The organism is Frankia sp. AiPa1 (assembly GCF_023243075.1).
In the GTDB taxonomy this organism is placed as follows: domain Bacteria; phylum Actinomycetota; class Actinomycetes; order Frankiales; family Frankiaceae; genus Frankia.
Map to the genome: position 1 here is coordinate 23,819 of NZ_JALKFZ020000162.1, position 21,749 is coordinate 45,567.

The window sequence follows — 21,749 nt, forward strand, 5'->3', positions numbered from 1 at the left end:
TGACCTCGATTGCAACATCTGTGTGACTTTTTTGTCACATTTGACTGAAAATCTGACCCGCGTGAACCTGCGCTGTCGATGTGCATCCCGCGTACCCCCAGCCAGGAGGCCGGCGGGTGCACGGGCGTGGGTCCAGGCGACTCGTCACGGTGCGAGTCTGCCCGGACGGTCCCGGGCCCGGTAGAGCCGTCCGTGGCGTTGCAGCCAGGCCGCGGCAAGATCGAGGGTAAGCACTATCTTCCCTCCACCCCGGAGACCGTCACCTGGGGCGAACTGCCGAACGCCCTGTCCAGACCGGTCCTGTCCGTTGATTCGGGCGCCACCGTCACCGTGGACACGGTCAGCCAGGAGGGGATCCTCGGCGACCAGGGCCGCGATCCCGACGCCTTCCTCGCCGGACTCGGCGTGGCATCCGCGGAGGTGCTCGCCGACGCGCGGGCCATCGCCGCGTCCGGCCTGCCCCACCAGTTCGGCGTGGACGCGCCGCACGTCGTCACCGGGCCGCTGCTCGTGCGGGACGCGGAGCCCGGCGACGTCCTGCGCATCGAGGTCGTGTCGTTGCATCCTCGGGCGAGGTACGGCATCGTCTCCAACCGGCATGGTGCGGGGCTGTTCGCCGGGGAATTCCCCGAAGGGCCCCCGCCCGAGCGGGACGCCAGCGCCCGGCACTGGCAGCGCTTCGGCACTGTTACCACCCTCTGCGCGGTCGAGCGCCGACGCGGCCGCCTGTTCGGCATGCTGACCAGCGTCAGCGGCACCCGTACCCGCTTCCCGCTGGATCCGTTCCTGGGCGTCATGGCGATCGCGGTGGACAGTACCACCGAAATCATCCCGTCCACGTCGGTCGGACTGCACGGTGGAGCGTTGGACTGCGGCGATCTCGGCGTCGGAGCCCGGCTCTATCTTCCGGTCCAGGTCGCTGGTGGGCTGTTCGCCGTCGCGGACCCGCACTACGCCCTCGGGGACGGCAGGATCGGCTCGACGGCGCTCGAGGGCCCGCTGCGTGCGACCCTCCGGCTGTCTACCCTGCGTGACGGTGCGGTCCGGGCGGCGCTGGGCGCGCTGCGCGAGCCGTTCATCGAGACGGAGTCCGCCTGGGTGACTATGGGCGTGGATGCCGAGTTGCCCGAGGCGGTTCGCCGGGCCGCGCGTTCGGCGTTGGTGTTCCTACACAGCCGGATCGGGCTGGACCGCGCCGAGGCCATGGCCTACCTGTCGGCCGCCGCGCAGGTGGCGGTGGGTCACGTCGGGCCGGGCCCGGGTCCGCGGACGGCGTTCTGCCGGATCCGCCGTGCCGACTTTCTGGAGCCGCCGCCCGCCCGCGCCCGGCTGGCCGCCCGTCAACCCTTCGCTCGCATCGTCGGCGTCGGCGACGAGGCGGAAGCCGATTCCGAGCAGATCGAGCGGGTGGTGAGCCCCGACCCCACGGTGGCACCCGAACCGGTGGCGATGTCGGACCGCGACGGCGCGGGCGACCACCTGGAACAGGACCTGCCGGTAGCCGAACATTCGAGCGCTCTTCCTGATCTACCTGGCCTGCCCGGGTAGATCGGCTGGGAGGCCCACGGCGTCGTCGAGTCCCTCCAGGTCCGACAAGGCGATCGGACGCCAGTGGGCGCGGCGTTCGCCCGAGTGGGCCCGGCCGGGGGAGCGTTCGGTCGTGGTGCCGGTGAGTTCGGCCGGGTTCGTCGTGTCCTGACCGGCCGTGGCGGTGCGTGGCTCGATGCCGGCGGCGGTCAGCCGCGGCCAGAGAGTGGCCAGTGCGGTGTCGGGATCGAGCTCGAAGTCGGATTGCCGTACCCGCCAGAACTGCCATCCCGCCCGGCGCAGGTCCCGCTCCCGCTCGAAGGAACGGGCGATGTCCTGCGCCCGGATATCCTCGGCGCCGATGCCGGCGGCCACACGGTCCGTGCTTTCGACGGGGCCGCCGTCGTCGTCGCAGCCGATGGCGAAGCGGGCCCGTCCGCCGCTGACGACCAGGTCGATCCGCTGCCCCCCGATCTCCAGGCCCGGGGTAACCAGGTAGCCGCGTTCGGCGAGACGGCGGTACACCCGCTGGGCGAACAACGAGCCGAAGGCGGGATGCGGACGGTCCTCGGGCACGAGCAGCGGCGGGCTTAGCTCGTCGTCCGGCGTCGGCAGGCCCGTGCGCGAAACGGACAGGACGTATCCCAGATAGCTGTGGCGCAGGTCGCGATGGTCGAGGTCGGCCAGCGTCACCGAATGGAACAGCCAGACCTGATCGCGGGCGCGGGACGCGGCGACGTTGAACCGCCGCTGGTACTCGAGCCTGGTCAACGCCACCGGTCGGGTCGCCGGCGCGACGACCAGCGAGACGAACACCACATGCCGTTCGTCGCCCTGGAAGTCGGCGGGTGTGCCGACCCGAAGCCGCCGGCGCCGATGCTCGGCCGAGGACATCCGTTCGGCGAGCAGGTCCCGGATCAGTGCCGCCTGGGCCTGCCCCTGAACCACCACGACACCGAAGCTCAAGCCCACGTAGCGGGGATCTTCCGCGCAGGTCAGCACCTGCCCGACCAGCGCCTCGGCCTCCGCCCGGTTACGTGGACCGGCGGGCGTCGGAGTGGTCGAGCCACCCAGGACGTGCCGGGCGAGCAACGGCGGCAGGCGGTCCGCGCCGAACTGGCGCAGCGGCACCAGCGGCGCCTCCCGGTAGAACATCGCCGACGACCATTCGATGATCTCCGGCATGCACCGGAAGTGCTCCCGCAGCCGGACGACCTCACCGAAGCGGGTGCGCAGGAGACTGAACAGGCTCGACCGTGGGCTGAAGCCGACCCGCAGCCAGGCCGGGACGTCCGGCAGCAGCGCGTCGAGGCGGTCGAACACATCGTCGAGCTCGCGGTCCGAAACCTCGGGCGGGGTGCACTGCCGGTCGTCGCCGACCACGATCACCCGGGGGGCGAGCCAGAGCAGGAACAGACTGTCCAGCCCGGCCTGGCTGCCCTCGTCGACGATGACGACGTCGAAACTGTCCCGGACCGGCGGGATGGTCGAGAGCACCTCGCGGATCGGCATCACCCAGGCCGGGACGGCCGTCTGGGCGAGGGCCATCGCCTCGCGGGCGGCCTGCCGGTAGCGCTCGGCATGCTGTCCACCGAGGGTGGCCCCGGCGGCGACCGCGTCGGTGTAGGCGCGCAGTGCCGCGGACTGCTCGGCGCCGAGGCGTCCCAGGCAGTGCCGCCAGGCCCGCGCCCCCGCGAGCTCGGCGGTGGCCGCGGCCAGAACGTCCTCGGCCGCGTCCAGCTCGGCGTCCAGATCGACGACCGCCGCTGCGCCGTCGGCGTGGAGCCAGTCGGCGGCCAGAGCCCACGACCAGGCGGCACCGAACGAGCCGAGCCGGACAGCCCAGACGTCGCTTCCGCCCGCCGCCGGCCGGTTCGCCGTGCTCCGCAGGTCGGCGAGGAGGAGATCCACGAGGGCGGGATGGGAGACGCGGACCTGGTCGAGAAGGTCGTCGCGTCGGAGGACGGCCCGCTGCCGGATCAGGTGCGCCGAGACCTGCGCGACGGCGAGGGAATACGCCCGCGGGTCACGGTCGCGGGATGCCGCCGCCACCGCGGCGAGCGGGCCGGGTGCATCCGGGTGGGCGGCGAGCTGCTCATGCTCGGCGGTGACCTGGTCGAGCCGCGTCTGGGCGCTGGCCGCGACGTTCGCCGGCGCCTCGGCGGGGAGGACGGCGGCGAGCTCGCCGATCACGCCGGCATCGGTAACATTCAGAATGTATCCGGGAGCGAGGCGCGCCGCGGCGGCGAGGAACTGGTCGCGGGCGGCCACCAGCGCGCCGATGCGTTCGATCACCTCGTGCTGTTCCCACAGCCGGGATACCGCGACCTCGATCGGCAGCCCCGGATCCGTCGGATGGCCGGCCAGCGCCCAGGCCCGCCCGGCGGCGTCCACGGCCCGCCCGGCGCGCAGCCGCAGGAGCACAAAGTCGAGCAGCTCGGGAGTGGTCGGGGGCAGCCCGTCGACGGTGACCTGCGCCAACAGGATCTCGGCGGCGCGCTGAACCTTCGGCTTGAACCGCCGGCGCAGCCCACCGCCACCCTCGAAGTGGGCCCGCAGCGCCTCCCCCTGGGCCAGCAGGACGGACGGGTCGGACGCCGAACCCACCGTCTCCGCGTCCCGTTCATCGTCGCCGGTGCCGGTGCCGGTGCCGTCAGTGTCGATGCCGGCGCTCTCGGCGTCAGGGCTGGCGTCGGCGGCGGGGGGCAGTGCCACCTCGTGCAGGCCGAGATCGGCCAGATGCCGGGCGGCCTCGGCGACCTGCGTCGCGGCCGCGTCGACCTTCGCCCACACCAGCCGGTTGTGTTCCGCGAGGGCGTCGTCGACGGCGGTGCGGACCCAACCCTGGTCCGCCAGCTGGGCGGCACGGTCGTGCACGCGGTCGAGCGCCCGGACGAGGGCATCCAGCGTGGTCCGGGCGCACTCGGCCGCGGCCGCCGGGGCGGCGGCGAGGGCGTCCAGCAGGCTGGCCGCCCTCGCTGTGAGGCCGGCCCGCGCCGTCAGCATGGCGGCCCGGGTCGTGTCGCCGGCCGTGACCAGCTCGGCGAAACGGTCCGGTGGAAGCACCGCCCACCGCGTCCCGGCGGCGACTCGTCCGTCCGAGTCGAGGTCGCCCGGGACGGGGACGTCCGCGTCTGTCGGGTGCGGGGGATGCGCCAGGAGCAGGGAGTACAGCTCGAGCGCCGCATCGTCGGTCAGCGGCGGGCGAGGCGCCGTCGCCCGTGGGGAGGGCGGCTGTGGCGCTGGGACCGGCCGGGGCATCCAGTCATGGGCCGGGCGTTCGGCGCGGACCCGGGCCGCGATGCCCGCGCGGGTCCCGGCCCAGCCCGGGGCGATCGCGGCCCGCGGGTGAACGGTGCGTTCGTCGGCCCGGACGGCACGGGCCTGTGCGGCCAGCGTGTCCCGGTCGCGCAACGCCTGGTCGCGGCGTGTGGTGGCCCGCGCGATCCGGCGATCCAGAGTTTCGGGGCGGTAGCCGGCCCGCTCGGCGGCCAGCGCGCTCACACTCGCGGCAAGCTCGGGCGCGCCGATCCCGGCGTCGGCGGCGCGACGCCCGTCCGACGTGGTCAGTCCGTCGTCATCGTCGGCACCATCGGTGTCGGTCAGGGAGACGCACAGGTCGCGCAGCTCGGCGGGCAGTTTCGCCCGCAGTACCCGCAGGGCCTGCGCCTTCTGGCTGGTGACGAGGACCCGCTGGCCCTCGGCGAGCAGCGCGCTGATCAGGTTCGCGATCGTGTGCGTCTTGCCCGTCCCCGGTGGACCCTCGACAACGACGCCGTTGTCATGGCGCAGCCGTTCCAGCACCAGGGACTGCTCGGGGCTGGTGGGCAGCGGCAGCAGCGGGTCGGCTCCGAGCAGGGCGCCCTCGGTGGCGCCCTCGGCGGCGAGCCAGGCGATGCGCTCATCGGTGTCCAGGGTCGCGACGAGCTGGGCGAGTCCCAGGGGCGGCGGGCCGTCGCCACGCAACGCGTCGAGCATGCGCTCGCAGTAGCTCAGCAGCGCGGCGGAGTCGCGGACCCGAAGCACCAGCGCCGGCGCGAACGTCACCCGCGGGCCGCTGTCCCGCTCGGGCGCCGTCCCCGTCCCCGGCACCGGTGGCGGTGCGGTCTGGGGGTCGAAGCCGGCCGCGGGGATGTCCAGAGCCAGCGTCAGCCATTCTCGCAGCAGGCGAGCGTCCTGCGGCCCCAGGGGAGTGGCGGGCCGGTTGCGCAGGCGTTCGTGCAGGTTGTTGGTGCGTTCCCGGTGGAACGCGGCGGCGCCGTCGAGCAGTGGCCCGTCGGTCAGCCGGGTCGTCGCATTCGCTGGCAGCCGCACCCGGATGTCCGAGGTGACCGGATCGATCTCGCAGCGCACCCGGGTGGACAGCAGGTGCTCCCGGACGGGCGGTCCATCCGGTGGCTGCCAGGTGAGCAGCCCCGTGGCGAGCACCAGCTCCAGCGCGTCGCCCTCCTGCGCGAGCCGGCCAGCCAGCGCGTTCAGCGTGTTGTGCAGGGCTCGACGCTCGGTGTCCGCGCGCGCCCGCGATGCCCAGACCCGCCACCCCGGCAGCCATTCCCGGTAGGCCGCCTCCCGTGCCGCGGCCTCGGTCCGGCCGTTCGTCGTCAGCGCGGGTGGGCGGTCGGGGGAGGCGCTCGCGGGATCGGGCAGAAGCACATGCCCGGCGAGGATGGCGGGCGGCGGCGGGGCCGGCGGCAGGGAGGAAGCGCCCGGCGCTGTCAGCAGGACCTCGCCCGGACCGGCATGCTCGGACACCGGTACGCCGGACGGAAGATCAGCCAGCCAGACGGTGAGCGGGTGTTCCTCGACCGTCCGCACCCGCGCGCCCCGGGCCAGGGCCAACTCGTGCAGGAACCGCACCAGCCGGTAACACCGGTCGGCCAGTGCGGCGCGCCGCTCGTCCGCCGTCATCCGCCCTGCCTCCCTCCGCGCCGGGGCCGCGAGCCACTGCCACATCTGGGCTCTCGCCTGATCAACCTGAATCAGTGAACCTACGCATCATGACGGTTCGCTCCCACGGCCCGACGGGCGGGACGTTCCAGACGACCGTCGACAAACGGGTCAGGCCGGACGGGCGAACACCGCGAAGTCTGGCACATCGCCGCCGCGAAATCAAACATATGTTCGAATAGATTCGCGGGCGCGCGGAGCGTCCGCGGTGACCGGCGGGAGGGTGGCGCACGTAGCGATCATGGTGTTCCGCGGAACCGCTCCGAGCGGGCCGCCCATCGGCGATCATGGTGTTCCGCGGAACACCGCGAGCCCCCACCCGGCGCCCGCCGCCGCGGAGATGGGTGGGCGTGGTCCCGACGTTGGCCAGCGGGTGGCTGGGCGGCCATCGTGGCGTGCCGGCGCGAGGCGAGCTGGGCGGGTGCGACAACATACACATCTGTGATGTCACGGTTCTATGCGGATTTGCACATCCACTCCCGGTACTCGCGGGCGTGTAGCCGTGACTGCGATCTCGAACATCTCGCCTGGTGGGCCGCTCGCAAAGGAATCAAGGTAGTCGGTACGGGGGACTTCACCCATCCGGCGTGGTCACAGGAACTGGCCGACAAGCTGGTGCCGGCCGAGCCCGGGCTGTTCCGGCTGCGGCCGGACCTCGAGGCCGAGGTGCTGCGCACGCTGCCGGCGTCCTGCCGGACAGCCACCCGCTTCATGATCTCAAGTGAGATCTCCACGATCTACAAGCGGGGCGAGAAGACCCGCAAGGTGCACCATCTGCTGTACGCGCCGACCCGGGAGCAGGCCGCCAGCATCACCGCCGCGCTTGCCCGGATCGGCAACCTGGCCGCTGACGGACGGCCCATCCTCGGCCTGGACTCCCGGGACCTGCTGGAGATCGCGCTGGCCGGCGGGCCCGGGTGCTATCTCGTCCCCGCGCACGTCTGGACGCCGTGGTTCGCGGTTCTGGGCTCGAAATCGGGCTTCGACGCCGTCGAGGACTGCTACGTCGATCTGGCTGACGAGATCTTCGCGCTGGAGACGGGCCTGTCCGCCGACCCGGAGATGTTCTGGCGGATCTCGGGGCTCGACCGCTACCGGCTGGTCAGCAACTCCGACGCCCATTCCCCGCCGATGCTCGGCCGGGAGGCGACCGCGTTCACCTGCGAGCTGGACTATTTCGCGATCGAGGCGGCACTGCGCGGCGGGGACGGTTTCGCCGGCACGGTCGAGTTCTTTCCCGAGGAGGGGAAGTACCACCTGGATGGTCACCGCAAGTGCGGGGTGGTGCTCACGCCAGAGCAGACCCGCGAGGTCGGTGGACGCTGCCCCACCTGCGGCGGGCTGCTGACCGTCGGCGTCCTCAACCGGGTGGAGGGGCTGGCCGACCGTCCGTCCGGTACCGTCCCGGCGACGGCTGGCGCGGTCAGCTCGCTGGTGCCGCTGCCGGAGGTCGTCGGCGAGATCCTCGGCGTGGGGCCGAAGAGCAAGGCGGTCGCCAGCCAGGTGACCTCGTTGGTGTCCCACCTCGGTCCCGAGCTCGGCATCCTCGGCGACGTCCCGACCGACCGCATCGCCGAGGTCGGTTCCGCGGAACTCGTCGAGGCGATCACCCGGCTGCGCCGCGGCGAGGTGATCCGCCAGGCCGGCTACGACGGCGAGTACGGCGTCATCCGCCTGTTCACCCAGGACGAACTGTCCGCCAGCGCCGACACCCTGTTCGACCTCGCCCCCGCCATCAGCCCAGCTCCTGCCGCCGGCAGCGGCGCGCCTTCGAAGGGCCGGTCCGGTCCGGCCAGCGGGAAGCCGCGACGGCACAGCGCCCTCGCGGCCGGGACGGCGCCGGCTGGCGCCACCACGCCCACCGGGCCAGACGCCGGCGCCGACATCGGTGCCGGCTCCGGCGTCAGCTCCGGCATCGGTCTCGGCACCGGCACCGGTGTTCCGCGGAACACCCCGGGACCAGGCGGTGGCGACGGACGCGGCGAGGTGGACGGGCCATCCGTCCTGGACGGATTGGATCCGGACCAGCGGCGGGCCGCGGGGCATGCGGCCGGGCCGCTGCTGGTCCTGGCCGGGCCGGGCACCGGCAAGACGCGCACGTTGGTGCACGCGATCGCGCACCGGGTCGCCGAGCTCGGCGTGCCGGCCGGTGAATGTCTGGCGGTCACGTTCACCCGGCGGGCCGCCGGCGAGCTCACCGAGCGGCTCGACGCGCTGCTCGGCGAGCGGGCCGCGGATGTGCTCGCGACGACGTTCCATGGCCTTGGCCTCATGATCGTCCGGGAGCAGCATGAGCGGCTGGCCCGCGGCGCGCACGTCCAGGTCGCCGACGACGCGGTGCGCGCCGAGCTGCTCGACGCGGCGCTGCACGGCGAGGGGGACGCGCACCGGCGTCGGCAGATCACGGCGGGGATCGCCGAGCTCAAACGGTCGCGCGCGCTCGGTGTGGCCGGCCGGGACCATGACCTGCTCGGCGTCCTCGCCCGCTATGACGCGGCGCTGCGTGACCGGGACATGGTCGACCTCGACGATCTGGTCGTCCTGCCGCTCACCCTGCTGCGGGACTCGCCCGACCTCGTCGCCCACTATCGGGACCGGTTCCGCCATGTCTGGGTCGACGAGTACCAGGACACCGACGAACTCCAGTACCGGCTGCTCGCGCTGCTGTGCCCGCCGACGGCGAACCTGAGCGTCATCGGCGATCCCGACCAGGCGATCTACAGCTTCCGCGGCGCCGACGTCGGCTTCTTCCTCCGCTTCGAGCAGGACTACCCGGGCGCCCGCACGGTGGCGCTCACCCGCGGCTACCGCTCGACGCCGACGATCGTGCGGGCCGCCCTGGAGGCCATCGCCCCGGCGAGCCTGGTCCCCGGCCGGACCCTCACCGCCATGCGCGGCGCGTCCGGCGACGGCCCGGTGCTGCTGCGTCGGCACCGCACCGAGGCCGAGGAGGCGATCGCCGTCGTCGACGGCATCGACGCGGCGCTGGGCGGCACGTCCTTCCACGCCCTGGACTCCGGTGTCGACGGCTCGGTCGACGCGGGCCTGTCCTTCGCCGACATCGCCGTGCTGTACCGGACGACGCGGCAGGCCGAACCCGTCATGGAGGCGCTGGCGAAACGGGGCTTCCCGTTCCAGCGCCGCTCCCACCTCCCGCTGGCCGACGCGCCCGCCGTCGCCGCTCTGCTCGCGCTGCTGCGCACCTCCCCCGGCGAAGGCAGGCTGGTCTCGTCGCTGGTCCGCGACGCCGCCGGCCGGGCCGCAGCACTCGTCGACGCGATGCGCACCGAGCTCGGCACGACCGACCTCGGCGCCCTGATCCCGCACACCGCCCTCCCCGGTTTCGACGAGGACGCCGGTTTCGAGCAGCCGGCCGGCTTGGGCGGCCCAGCCGGCTTCGGCGGGCTTGACCACAGAGCCGGCCTCGAGGGTTTCCCGGGCGGCCGGGTGCCCACCGAGGCGGAGCTGCGCCTCGCCGTCGAACTGCTGATGCCCGCCGCCGCCAGCGCCGGCACCGACCTGGACGCCTTCCTCACCGCGGTGACGATGGCCAGCGAGGTCGACGGCTACGACCCGCGCGCCGACCGCGTCTCGCTGCTCACCCTGCATGCCAGCAAGGGCCTCGAATTCGGCCTGGTCTTCCTCATCGGCTGCGAGGACGGCCTCCTCCCGATGCGCTTCGGCCCGCGTGGCGCCCCCGGGTCCCAGCCGACGACCATGTCAGCCGCTGGCCAGGCGGAGGAGCGACGGCTGTTCTTCGTCGGCATCACCCGCGCCCGGGACCGCCTGGTCCTGTCCTCGGCGGCCCGCCGCCCCGGCCGCGGTGCCGACGCCGAGACCCGCCCATCCCCGTTCCTCGCCGACATCAGCGCCGCCCTGCTGTCCACCGAGCCAGCCGACGGAGCATTTACGCCCCGCCGCCGCGCCCGTCGCCCCTCCACCGGTCAGCAACTTCGGCTCGTCTGATGGTGTTGGGGTGGTCGTCGCCGAGGCGGGCGGACCAGTTCTGGTGAGCCCGTGCGGCGAGCTGGCGGCTGGTGGGTCACGGCGACCGGCAGGTGATCCGCCGGCACACCGCGGGCCATGACCTCCAACGTCCGTTCGTGGAGCAGTCTCAGGTAGTCGGAGGCGGGGGTGCCGGTGTCGGCGAGCCAGGCGCCGGCCTGTTCGAGGGCCAGGGGCAGGTCGTCCACGGCCGCCGCGATCCGCTCGGCCTCCCCGTCGCTCAGCCGTGGGACACGCCATTGGAGCAGGGCGATCGACTGGTCCCGGGGCAGCGTGTCGACCTCCACCGCCCCGGTGACCCGAGACCAGGCCGGATCGCGGGTGGTGACGAGCACATGCCCCCCGCCACCCGCGGCGGACAGCAGCCCGTAAAGATCGGTCGGCGCTTCGGCGTTGTCGAGGATGACCAGCCGTGGATCTCCTGCTCGCGGCCGGGTTCGCCCGGTGAATCTCACTGTCAGTGATGGTTCGCGGGGATGGCGGCGCTGCCGATGGGCACGATGTCGCTTCTACCGGAACTTATGCCCGATTTGCCCCTTCGTAGCCCGGTAGAAGCGACACGGAGGTTTTCCGGGGGCGGTCCGACGGTCACAGGCAGCAGTGAGACGGCGGTGGCGGGCCGGCGGTGGGGAGATGCCTCGCGCATCGGGACGAGCGGAGCTGGTGGTGTCCTGGTTAGTGGATGACGTCGAAGATCTGCTTCTGGACGCCGTTGGCGTAGGCGGCGGAATCCACGAGCTTCAGGGATGTCTTGTCCTTGTCGGCCGCGCTGAACAGGCGCTTGCCGGCGCCGAGCAGGACCGGGAAGACGAGCAGGTGGTAGCGGTCGACGAGGCCGGCGTCGGCGAGGCTCGCGCCCAGGGTGGCGCTGCCGTGCACGGCGATCGGGCCTCCGTCGGTCTTCTTCAGGGCGGCGACGTCATCGACGGAACGCAGGATCGTCGCCGGCCAGCGCGGGTCGTCCGCTGTGAGCGTGGTGGACACGACGTAGCGGGGCATCGCGTTGTAGCCGGCGAAGTCGTCCATGGTGGGCCAGATCGGAGCGAACGCCTCGTAGCTGGTGCGGCCCAGCAGCAGCGCGGTCGTGTCTTCCTGCTCGCGGCCCTTGAGCTCGTACGCGGCCGGGTCGAACTCGATGTCCTTGAACGTCCAGCCGGTGTTGCGGTACCCGGATTCGCCGCCCGGCGCCTCCATCACACCGTCGACGGACACGAAGGCGGTCACGATCAGCGGGCGCATCAGTACTCCTCCGGTAGGGGACGCGGGTGCCCAACGTCAGGCGTCCCGCCTCCGAGTGCCGGAGCAGGGGCGACGGTCTCGGGCTGCGGGGTGCTCGGCGCTCAGCGCTTGCGCAGGACCATGGCGAGGTTCCAGGTGACGATCTCGCGGGCGCCGGGGACCTTGAGGATGTGCTTGGCCCAGTCCGGGAGGTAGCGGGGCATGGCGTCGAGGACCTCGACGTCGGAGCGGCGCCGGGCCCAGGAGAGCGTGTCGGCGACGGAGACGGGGAACAGGGTGCGGCCGTAGATGTTCTTCGGCGCGTGGCCCTTGCGGCGCTCGAAGCGCGCGGCAGCGCGGTCGCCGCCGAGGTAGTGCCAGGGGGCCGTCTCGTGGCCGCCCCAGGGGGACAGCCAGTTGGTGTAGCTGAGGAAGATCAGCCCGCCGGGGCGGGTGACCCGCACCAGCTCCGAGCACATCCGCCACGGGTCCGGGACGTGCTCCAGCACGTTGGACGTGTAGCACAGGTCGATGCTGCCGGTGAGGAACGGCAGGTCCAGCGCACTGCCGCGGACCCGGCCGGGCACATCGATGCTGGCCGCCTCCATCTCGGAGACGTCCGGCTCGACCCAGACGTAGCGGGCACCGGCATCCAGGAACGCCGAACGGAAATAGCCGGGGCCGCCGCCGACATCCAGGATGAGCTGGCCGGTCAGCGAGGTGTAGCGCTGGAGCTGACGGACGGAGTCCGCGGCGATCAGCGAGTAGAAACCGGCCGGGTCGACCGGCTCCTTGCGGTGCGCGAGGAAAAGGGTCTTCGACCGGCCCAGGCCCCAGCCCGAGTACGGCAGGGTGCGCACGAGCGGCGTGTCCTCGCTGCTCCCGTTCGCCGGGGGCGCCTCGCTGCCCACCGGCGACACCGGGCTAACCGCCGCCGATGCCGGGCCACCCGCCGGGGATGTTGTGCTGCCCGCCGGGGATGTGCTGCCCGCCGGGGACGTCGTGGTGCTCGCCGGGGATGCCGCCGTGTCAGACATGGCGGGCACGATAACACCCGGGCTCGCGGGTCGCGTCGGGCCGGCACCCGGGGTGCTCGCCTGCACGCGGTACGCGCCCGTCCGATCTGGCGGTGGGCGCGGCGACCCACGGGGAGCCCGCACGCCCGTTCGACGTGGACCGGGCTCTCGGGAACGGGACGGCGTGTCTGGTCCGCTGCGGGCGAGGCGGCCGTGGCCGTGGCCGTGGCCGTGGCCGTCGGGACTATGACGGAATAGGCCGTTCGTCCTACTTGCGAGCAATCAAGCAAAAATTTCGGACTCTTCGGCTTAACGTGTGCCCGCGGTCTTTTCTTCCGGTGTGGATTCGCGCTCCGTGCTCTCTGACCCTGTCGGTGACATGTCCCGGCACCTCAAGGATCGGTGATGACCTTGCTGCATGCACAAATTACCCCCAAGGCGGAAGATGTGCCCCTTTTTCCGCTTTCGCCGCAGGTGGGACGGGTGACGGAATGACGCAGATCTCCATACCTGCCGAGGTCCCCGCGCAGGTGGGAACGGTGAAGGCCGCTGCGCCCGCGCCGGTTGACGCATACTCGGGCGCTTGGCGCTCCGTGTTGGACCAGCCGCTGGGTCCACGCGCGGAGCTCGACCGAATGCGGGAAACTGCCCCATTTTATGACACGACGGTCTATGAGATCGACGGACGTCGGGTGCGGATCGGCGACCACTGGCTGACCGATTTCGCGTCGTGCAACTATCTCGGGCTCGACCTCGACCGGGAGGTCATCGCGGCGGTGCCGCAATACCTGGACCGCTGGGGAACGCACCCGAGCTGGTCGCGGATGATTGCCAGCCCCGAGCCCTACGCCGCCATCGAGGCCGCGCTCGCCGACCTGCTCGGCGCGCAGGATGCGCTGCTGCTGCCGACGATCACCCATATCCAGCTGTCGGTGCTGCCGGCGCTGGTCGCCCAGGGGTCGCTGTTCGTCGAGGTGCACGCCCATCAGACGGCGCACGACGGCGCGGTGATGACCGCCGCCCGCGGCGGCACGGTCGCGCGCTTCCGGGAGGATCGGCTCGACCGGCTCGAACGCCGGCTGCGCAAGGCACCCTTCCCCCGGCTGATCTGCGTCGACGGCGTGCACAGCATGACCGGAAACGCCCCGCCCCTGGCCGAGTTGCTCCAGGTGGCCCGGGCGCATGACGCACTGCTCTACATCGACGACGCGCACGGCTTCGGCGTCGTCGGTGAACGGACGCCGCACGAGACGAGCCCCTATGGCGCCCGCGGCAACGGCATCGTGCGCCATCTTGGTCAGTCCTACGACAACGTGATCCTCGTCGGCGGATTCTCGAAGGCGTATTCGTCGCTGCTGGCGTTCGTCGCCTGCCCGACCCCGGTGAAGAACTACCTGAAATCCGCCGCCGGTTCGTACATCTTCTCCGGCCCGTCGCCGGTGGCGTCCCTGGCGACCGGCCTGGTCGGCCTTCAGATCAACGAGCGCCGCGGGGACGAGCTGCGGGCCCGGCTGTACGCGCTCACCCGCCGGCTGCTCGACGGTGTGCACAGCCTGGGGCTGCGCACGCTCAACACCAGCGGCTTTCCGATCATCGAGATCCCACTGGCGGACGCGGACGACGCCGAGGCGCTCGGCCACTTCCTGTACGAACGGGGCGTGCTCGCGGGCGTCGTGCCGTACCCGATCGTGCCGCGGGAGAACGTCGGCATGCGGGTCCAGGTCACCGCCGCGAACACCGAGGCCGAGATCGACGATCTACTCACCGTGCTCACCGACGCGCATGCCCGCTACCCGCTGGCCCTCGCCGACGGGCCCTGACCGTCCTTCCGACCCGCCGCCGTTGCGGCACCGGCGGCGGTCTCCGCGTGCATCCCTCGTCCGGCCACCCGGCCACCCGGCGGTCAGCCGGACGAGGGGGCGAGCCGGCTGACCGGGAGGCGGTCGCGGGCCAGGCGGACGTCGGCGTCACGGACCCGGGTGAGCACGGTGAGGTAGTCCCGGCGTGGAACGTCCCGGGCCCCGAGCGAGATCAGATGCTCGGTGGTCAGCTGCACGTCGAGCAGGACACCGCCGGCGGCCCGGAACCGGGCGTCGAAGTCAGCGAGGGCGATCTTGGATGCGTCGGTGCGGACATGGAACATCGACTCGCCGGCGAATACCCCGCCGACCCCGACGCCGTACATACCCCCAATGAGCTGGTCGTCGCCGTCCCAGACCTCGATGCTGTGCGCCCAGCCCAGGGCGTGCAGCTCGGCGTAGCCGTCAACGAGCTCGTCGGTGATCCATCCGGACTCCCCGCCGCGCTGACAGCCGCGGACGACGTCGACGAACGCCTCGTCGATCGAGGTCGTCCACCCGCAGCTACGCATCCGTTTGCGCAGCGAGCGGCTCACCCGCACCGCACCGGCAGGGATCACCGCGCGCGGGTCCGGGCTCCACCAGGGCAGGTCATAACCGCCGGCGCTGTTTGGTGACAGATGACGGATCCGCCGGGCCGCGACCGCCGCGCGCAGCATTCGGTAGTAATCGACCAGATCCATGACCCCCGTCGCGCCCTGGTCAGCCGCACCGCCAGAAGGCACAGCTCCACCGGAGGGTTCGGTGCTGCCCTGGGGGTTGGGGGCGCCATAGCCGTACACGCTGACGACTCCGTCGACTCCGTCGACGCTTGTGACTCCGTCGACGCCGGTGAGGCCGTCCATATGGGCGGGCTCGTGCGAGCGTGTGGGGCCGTCGGCGCTGATCGTGCTGGCGGTCGTGCCGGAGCCAGGGCCGGCAGCGGTGTCGCCCGCGCTGTCGTGGCTGGCACCTTCGTCGACGGGGCCGCCATCAGTGGAGCCGCCGTCAGTGGGGTCATCGCTGGGCCAGGGGAAGGCGCCCACGCGGTAGGCACCGATCAGCGTCGCCGGATCGAGAGTTCCGCCGACCGCGACCGGGGCGCGGCGAGGGCTGCGCAGCAGCGAGACGCCATCCCAGACGCTGGGTCCGACCGGATGCGGCGGTGCGGTCAGTGCCACCGGCTCTCCTCGTTCTGACACGCTCGTGGCAGCGCGCCGCTTCTGGCACGCCGGTCAGGGCGCGCTGGTCATGGCATGGCGGGGGCCGTGATCGGCGGCCGGCGCCAAGCCCGTCGCCATCGTCTCCTGGCATCGATGGAGATGTTCGGTAATCAGCTCGGCGGGACCAGGCTCACCCAGGAAGTAGCCCTGTGCGAGGTCGCAACCGACGTCGCTGAGCATCCGCACGGCTGCGGCGGTCTCCACGCCCTCGACCACGATCCGCAGGCCGAGCGCGTGGGCGAGACTCACCGTCGAGCGCACGATCTCCTCGGCCCGCGCGTCGCTCGCCATCAGACGAAGGAAGGACTTGTCGAGTTTGAGCACGTCCACCGGTAGTTCGAGGAGCCGGGCGAGTGAGGAATAGCCGGTGCCGTAGTCGTCGACGGCAATTCTGACGCCGAACTCACGCAGCCTCGCGAGAATATTCGCCGAACGCTCCGGGTCGAGCATGAGTGCGGTCTCGGTGATTTCCAGTTCGAGGGCCGCGGGGGGTAGCCCGAATCCGGCGAGCAGCGCGCGTATCTGGAGCGGAAACTCCCGGTCGAGGAGGTCGGAGGCGGAGATGTTCACGGCGACGGCAACACCCAGCCCGGCGTCGCGCCACCGCCCGGCCTGCTCGAGCGCGGTACGCAGCACCTCGCTGGTGAGCAGCCGGATGAAGCCGGCCTGCTCGGCCAGCGGGACGAACACCTCCGGTCCGAGTAGCCCGCGGGTCGGGTGCCGCCAACGGACCAGGGCCTCCACCGACTCCGTCCGGCTCGTGTCGAGTTCGACCTTGACCTGGTAGTGGACCTCGATCTGGCCGGTGCCGAGTGCGGCGCGCAACGACTCGACCATGTCGAGACGGTCTCGGCTGCCGGCGTCGAGGCCCGGGCGGAAGGCCTCGAAGCCGCTGCGGGCCGCCTTCGCCGCGTACATCGCGACGTCCGCCCGGCGTAGCAGCGTCTGGGCGTCACCTGCCGACTCCGCTTCGGCCTCGGCGGTGTCGGCCTCGGCGGTGTTGACCAAGGCGGTGTGCGCGGGTGCGGTGTCTGCCGGGGTGGTGCCAGCGAGGGTGGTGCCAGCGAGGGTGGTGCCAGCGAGGGCGGTGTCAGCGAGGGCGGTGTCAGCGAGGGCGGCGCCCGCCAGGTGCATCTCGGCCAGGTGCATCTCGGCCGGGGGAGCGTCGGCGTTGTCAGGATGGACGGCCGCGCCGATGCTCGCGCTGACGTGCAGGGTCATCCCGCCGACGTCGAACGGCTCGGCGAGGACCGCGAGGACACGGTCGGCGACCCGCCGCGCCGTGTCCGCGTCGGCCCGCTCCAGCAGCACGGCGAACTCGTCCCCACCGAGGCGGGCGAGCAGATCACCGGGGCGCAGCGCCCCGCAGATGCGCGAACCGACCTGAACGAGCAGCGCGTCACCCGTCTGGTGCCCCAGCGAATCATTAATCACCTTGAAACGGTCCAGGTCGAGCAGCAGCAGGACGAAGCTGACCGACCCGCTGCCCCGCTCAAGGCCGTCGAGCCGTTCGAGGAAGGCGCGCCGGTTCGCAAGTCCGGTGAGATCGTCCGTGCGCGCGAGCGTGCGGCTGTCCGCGAGTTGCTGGATCTCGACGAAGGTGAACCCGGCGCGGGCAAGCGCGGCCAGCACCGTCGCGGCGGCAAGGCCGGTGGTCACCGGCGGCAGGCTGATGGTGGCGCCGAGTACCAGCAGACCGAGCGCCACCGCCGCGAGCGCCAGCGGCACGGCGATGACCCCCCAGCCGGACATCATCGCCGACGGTTGCCAGCGCGGCCGAAGCCAGGCGGCGAGCGCCGGTGTGGTCACCGAGAACAACCACAGGGTCGACAGCGCTCCGGCCGGGGGAGTGCTGCCGGACTCGACGATCACCAGCAGCAGGGAGTCGGCGACCGCGAACCCCACCAGGCCGGCACCGAGCAGCCACCACACCCGTCCTGGCCGCCAGCCCAGAAGACCGAACACCGTCGCCACCAGCAGAATCAGCAACAGGTCGGCCAGGGGGTAGACGACGTTCACCGCCATCGTCCAGATGTCGTACTGGGGGTTGGCCCGGGTCATCATCACCCCGATGCCGCTCGTCAACGCGCCCACTCCGAGCAGGCCGACCAGCGTGTCCAACCAGACGCTGCGGTGCAGCCGGACCAGGCGGCGGCGCAGCAGCAGGATCACTGCCAGGTAGCAGGCCGGGTAGAACAGCAGCCAGCCGATATCCGCCGGTGTCGGCGTGAGCGTCGCGGCCTGCCCGCCAACGGCGATGTTGTGGTAGATAACGCCACCGCTGTAGCTGACCAGGCCCAGGCCGAGTAGCGCCCAGGGCTGCCGCTCCCCGCGGACGAGCGCCGCCCGGGACAGGCAGATCCCACCCGAGCCGAGCGCGACGCAGAAGCGCAACGACAGCGCCTCCGCGCCGATCCACGGCAGATCCACGAACGATGCCACAGCCAGGATCACGGTGACGAGCAGCAGCAACATCTGGGCCACCCGCACGAGGCGGAATCGCCGCGGCGGGCCGGGTGAGAGCGAGATGGTCAGCCGGTCACCCACCCGCCGCACCGCCAGTGCCCGTGGTTGGCTCCATGCCCGTTCCTGCGTTCAGGGCCACGCATACGCCGTCGCCCGCCGTCCGGACCATGCCTCGCGCCGCAGCCGCATCCGCCTGTCTGACGCCGGTCACGGCGGTCCCTCCGGGCACGCGGATGGCGGCCACGGGATCGGCTACCGATCCGCTCATATCTGGATTGTCGTACAGCGGCGTTTCGTGGGATAACGGGTGGAAGTCTGTCGGGGGATGCCTGTGGTGACGTTGGGTATGGCGAACTCTCTGTGTGCGGACGGGTTGGGTCAGGCGACGGTCGAGCTCGATTTCGCCGGCTGCTCCCCCGAGATGCCGCGCTTCCTCGTGTAACGGACAGTGGGCATCCACTGGGACAATTATCCCGATTATGACCGTACCGCGAGGTTTGCCGGGATCTTGTGGGGCTCGCGTTGGTCCCGCCCACATGGGCCAGCCTGCGGGTGCGCGGGCCGACGGATCTCCCTGCGGCGATCTCTTTGGTCCTCGGGCTCGCGCGGCTATATGGGATCGGTGTCACGGAATGTGACGTCGGCTGTGCGGTGACGCCCTGCCGCCCGAAGCGGGCCTGCGGAGTCGGCCAGGGCGTCGGTTGATGGGCCGGATCCCTCGGGCCCGCGGCACAACCGCCGTGATCGTTACCGTCCTAGGTCGGTCCCTTCCGCGTGCCGCCGATGGGCGTGCCGTCGGCACAGCGTCCGCGGATTGACGCCCAGCAATAATGTCCCGCGGTTCGATGTGCCCGGCGTCGATGGCCCCACATCGAGCTCCTCGGATTGATCGTGACCAGAGCGGGAGCAGGGTCGGATCCCGGGGCATCCGGGCACCGGACAGGAAACGGACATCGGCGGGCAGGAGTTTACGAATCCGGGGGTTCACACGGCTTGGAGCGGCACTCTGACTATCCTGATCTCGACGGAAGGAGTGACCGAGGGAACGGGGTTGAAAAATGCCTGCAGACAAACATCCGGGTTGGGTACCGAACACGCTTCGACGCTTTCGTGAGGCACATGGCCTCACCCAGGACGGCCTTGCCGAACGGGTCCGCGGTCTGCCGGAGAAGGAGGGATTCCGGCCACCCGCAGCCACTGCGGAAATGATCCGACGTCATGAACTTGGCAAGGTTTTCCCCGGTGTTGCCTACCGTCGGGCATACTGCCGACTGTTCGGCGTCACCGAGCCGGAGCTGGGCTTCAGACCACCGTTGTCCGGTGAGTCGGTGGATGGCCAGCGCCTTCACGGCGGGTGGCCGGACGCCCCCGGCGGCTCCGGCAGATCACCTTTCGAAGCCGCGCCGCCAGGACCGTCAAGGCGCCCGGCGGCCCTCCAGCCGGACGCACCATCCCCGGACGGCGCGTCGTGCGGTGTGTCGTCGCCGGTCATCGGGCCGTCGGGTACCGGGTCCTTTGAGGCCGCGCCGTCGGCCACCGGGTCGTCGCGGATGGAATCAACGGGTGCGGAGTCGTCGGGTGCGGAGTCGTCGGGTACCTGGCCGTCCCGTTCGGGGGCGTCCGCCGCGCAGCAGGTGCACCCCGGACCGTGGGTCGGTGGCGGGCCGCCGCGCCGTGGTGCGCCCGCCCCAGGCGCCGCAGCCTGGACCAGGCGTAACAGCGAGGTCTTGGCCGCCTACCTGACCGTCGCGGTGAACAATCCGCTCCGCGCTCGGCCAGCGGCTCCACCCCAGGTGCTCGGATCAGCCGATCCAGGACCCACCTCGCCTCGTCCCGACGCCGGTGCTCGCCCAGTTCTCGCCCAGTCCGTCGCCCTGTCCTCGCCCGGTACTGCCCCGCGCCCGTCCGTTCCCTCTCATCCGGACGATCCTGCTCGCCTGGATGACCGTGCTCGTTCAGGTGACCGTGCTCGTTCAGGTGACTCGGCCGGCGCCGCATCGACGTCGGCTCCCGGGGACGGCGACGGGCGCGATCCGTCCGGGTGGGACGCCGTCCGGCTCGCGCACGAATGGCTGATCACCGAACCGCCGCAGATCACCGAGCTCGCCGCGGGCCGTCACGTCGGTGCGGCGCTGGCCGAACGGGTCGAGGGGCGCGTCGAGCAGTTCCGCCGACTCGACGATCATATTGGCGGCCGTGACCTGGCCAGTGTCGTCGAACGGGAACTGGTCGCGACCGTCGCGATGCTGCGCGAGGCGGTGTACGACGCGCCCGTCGGGCGGCGGTTGCTGGCCTCGGTCGCCCAGCTGTGCCAGCTCACCGCCTGGATCGCGGTGGACGCCGGTCGTCCCACCACGGCCCGGCGCGTCCTGACCGGCGGGATCCGGGCCGCCCACGCCAGCGGTGACGTCGCACTGGCCGCGAACCTGATCTCCACCCACTCCTACCATCTGGTCAACCAGGGTGACCTCCGGCATGGCGTGCTGCTTGCCCAGACCGCCTGCGCGGGCATCGGCCGTTCCACGCCACCGGCCGCGCAGGCCCTGCTGGCCGATCGACTGGCCTGGGCCTACGCGCGGGCGGGCGACCGGCGGTCCTGCGAGCGCACCCTGGCGCAGGTCGAACGGCTCTACGACCACGCCGACGGCGCAGCCCGCCCCGACTGGGCCTACTGGCTGGACCAACGCGAGATCGATGTCATGGCCGGACGCTGCTGGACCGAGCTGTGTCGCCCCGAACGAGCAGAAGCTCGGCTCCGCGCGGGTCTGGCCGGCTACGACCCCCTGCGCGCCCGCGAGGTCGCTCTCTACGAGTCCTGGTTCGCCGAGGTGCACCTGCTGCGGGGCGAGGTCGAGCAGGCCTGCGAACGCGCCACCCGCATCGCCCGCCTCGATGCCCGGGTGAACTCGGCCCGCACCTCTGACCGTCTGCTCCTGCTCGCCCGTCGCCTCGTCGGTTATCGCTCGGTTGCCGCCGTACGGGACTTCACCGAGGTCTACCAGTCCCTGCGCTCGGCGACCCCGTATCCGCGACCGTTCCCTGCACCAGGGCAGCCCTCACCAGGGCCGCCGTCCTCCGCGGCGCCGTCGCCCCGACCGCCGTCATCATCCGGGCCTTCGACGCCCTCGCCCTCGCTTACCTCGACCAGGTCGTCGCCGAGGCCCGCATCGTCGACCGGGCGTTCGTCGGCCGGGCCATCGCCGACCAGGTCATCCTCGACCAGATCGTCATCGGAACGCCCATCCTCGTCCGGACGTTCGTCGAGCGGGTCGTTGTCGACAGCGGAGACGTCCCTGCCACTATCCTCCTGCCCACCACCGCCAATTCCGTCCCCGGCGCCGTCCGGAAGGCGCGGCTGATCGTCTGGCGGCGCCTGCTGCGGGGGTGGCCTGGGAGGAAGTTGCATCAGCAACTGAACCTGCGATGGCGGCGGGCCGTGCTGACAGGTGCGGTGGCCCTGTCCGGGACGCCCCTGGAGATGACACGGTGGTCGTCGGTGCGTTCGAAGT

10 protein-coding genes and 1 pseudogene are annotated in these 21,749 nt (G+C 71.8%); 4 read left to right on the plus strand and 7 right to left on the minus strand.

Translation table 11 applies throughout. The features are described from left to right. Window positions 1-192 precede the first annotated feature (192 nt). A complete protein-coding gene (locus MXD95_RS18700; RefSeq protein ID WP_250641951.1) occupies window positions 193-1,548 on the plus strand; it encodes an acetamidase/formamidase family protein in 1,356 nt (451 codons plus the stop codon). Here the strand turns inward: MXD95_RS18700 and MXD95_RS18705 are convergent. Further along, window positions 1,528-6,435, minus strand: a complete 4,908-nt coding sequence (locus MXD95_RS18705; RefSeq protein ID WP_250641952.1) for a PDDEXK-like endonuclease domain-containing protein — start codon at window positions 6,433-6,435, stop codon at window positions 1,528-1,530. The genes MXD95_RS18700 and MXD95_RS18705 overlap by 21 nt on opposite strands. Before the next feature lie 480 nt (window positions 6,436-6,915). Here MXD95_RS18705 and MXD95_RS18710 point away from each other — a divergent pair, with 480 nt between their 5' ends. Next, a complete protein-coding gene (locus MXD95_RS18710) occupies window positions 6,916-10,440 on the plus strand; it encodes a UvrD-helicase domain-containing protein (protein WP_250641953.1) in 3,525 nt (1,174 codons plus the stop codon). Here MXD95_RS18710 and MXD95_RS18715 read toward each other — a convergent pair. The 3 genes from MXD95_RS18715 to MXD95_RS18725 all read right to left on the minus strand — a co-directional run bounded on the left by MXD95_RS18715 (window position 10,419) and on the right by MXD95_RS18725 (window position 12,557). After that, window positions 10,419-10,934: a hypothetical protein gene (locus MXD95_RS18715; protein ID WP_250641954.1), complete on the minus strand. Its 516-nt coding sequence runs from the start codon at window positions 10,932-10,934 to the stop codon at window positions 10,419-10,421. The two genes, MXD95_RS18710 and MXD95_RS18715, sit on opposite strands and share 22 nt — an antisense overlap. A gap of 220 nt (window positions 10,935-11,154) precedes the next feature. After that, window positions 11,155-11,718: a dihydrofolate reductase family protein gene (locus MXD95_RS18720; protein ID WP_250641955.1), complete on the minus strand. Its 564-nt coding sequence runs from the start codon at window positions 11,716-11,718 to the stop codon at window positions 11,155-11,157. Window positions 11,719-11,819: 101 nt separating this feature from the next. Next, window positions 11,820-12,557: a class I SAM-dependent methyltransferase gene (locus tag MXD95_RS18725; RefSeq protein ID WP_250641976.1), complete on the minus strand. Its 738-nt coding sequence runs from the start codon at window positions 12,555-12,557 to the stop codon at window positions 11,820-11,822. Between the two features lie 791 nt (window positions 12,558-13,348). Between MXD95_RS18725 and MXD95_RS18730 the strand changes: the two genes are divergently transcribed. Beyond that, on the plus strand, window positions 13,349-14,533 hold the full coding sequence (locus MXD95_RS18730) for an aminotransferase class I/II-fold pyridoxal phosphate-dependent enzyme (protein ID WP_250641956.1): 1,185 nt from the start codon (window positions 13,349-13,351) through the stop codon (window positions 14,531-14,533). An 83-nt stretch (window positions 14,534-14,616) separates the two neighbouring features. Here MXD95_RS18730 and aat read toward each other — a convergent pair whose 3' ends face one another. From aat to MXD95_RS18740, 3 genes and pseudogenes are all read right to left on the minus strand, one after another. Further along, window positions 14,617-15,354 carry a leucyl/phenylalanyl-tRNA--protein transferase gene (gene aat / locus MXD95_RS18735; protein WP_250641977.1) on the minus strand — a complete coding sequence of 246 codons (738 nt, stop codon included), beginning with the start codon at window positions 15,352-15,354 and terminating at the stop codon, window positions 14,617-14,619. Between the two features lie 219 nt (window positions 15,355-15,573). Continuing rightward, a pseudogene (locus MXD95_RS29725) lies at window positions 15,574-15,753 on the minus strand (hypothetical protein); the annotation flags it as partial. 33 nt (window positions 15,754-15,786) lie between these two features. Beyond that, the gene (locus MXD95_RS18740) at window positions 15,787-18,249 is read right to left on the minus strand and encodes a putative bifunctional diguanylate cyclase/phosphodiesterase (protein ID WP_250641978.1); all 2,463 of its coding nucleotides are present in this window, start codon (window positions 18,247-18,249) and stop codon (window positions 15,787-15,789) included. A 1,541-nt stretch (window positions 18,250-19,790) separates the two neighbouring features. Between MXD95_RS18740 and MXD95_RS18745 the strand changes: the two genes are divergently transcribed. Continuing rightward, window positions 19,791-21,599: an NsdA family TPR-like regulatory protein gene (locus tag MXD95_RS18745; protein WP_250641957.1), complete on the plus strand. Its 1,809-nt coding sequence runs from the start codon at window positions 19,791-19,793 to the stop codon at window positions 21,597-21,599. Window positions 21,600-21,749 lie beyond the last annotated feature (150 nt).

Excerpts from the sequence above, each read along its gene's own strand:
- MXD95_RS18730 (WP_250641956.1), top strand. The coding sequence starts at position 13,349 with ATGCGGGAAACTGCCCCATTTTATGACACGACGGTCTATGAGATCGAC.
- MXD95_RS18705 (WP_250641952.1), bottom strand. The coding sequence starts at position 6,435 with ATGACGGCGGACGAGCGGCGCGCCGCACTGGCCGACCGGTGTTACCGG.
- MXD95_RS18745 (WP_250641957.1), top strand. The coding sequence starts at position 19,791 with ATGGAATCAACGGGTGCGGAGTCGTCGGGTGCGGAGTCGTCGGGTACC.
- MXD95_RS18720 (WP_250641955.1), bottom strand. The coding sequence starts at position 11,718 with ATGCGCCCGCTGATCGTGACCGCCTTCGTGTCCGTCGACGGTGTGATG.
- MXD95_RS18740 (WP_250641978.1), bottom strand. The coding sequence starts at position 18,249 with ATGTTGCTGCTGCTCGTCACCGTGATCCTGGCTGTGGCATCGTTCGTG.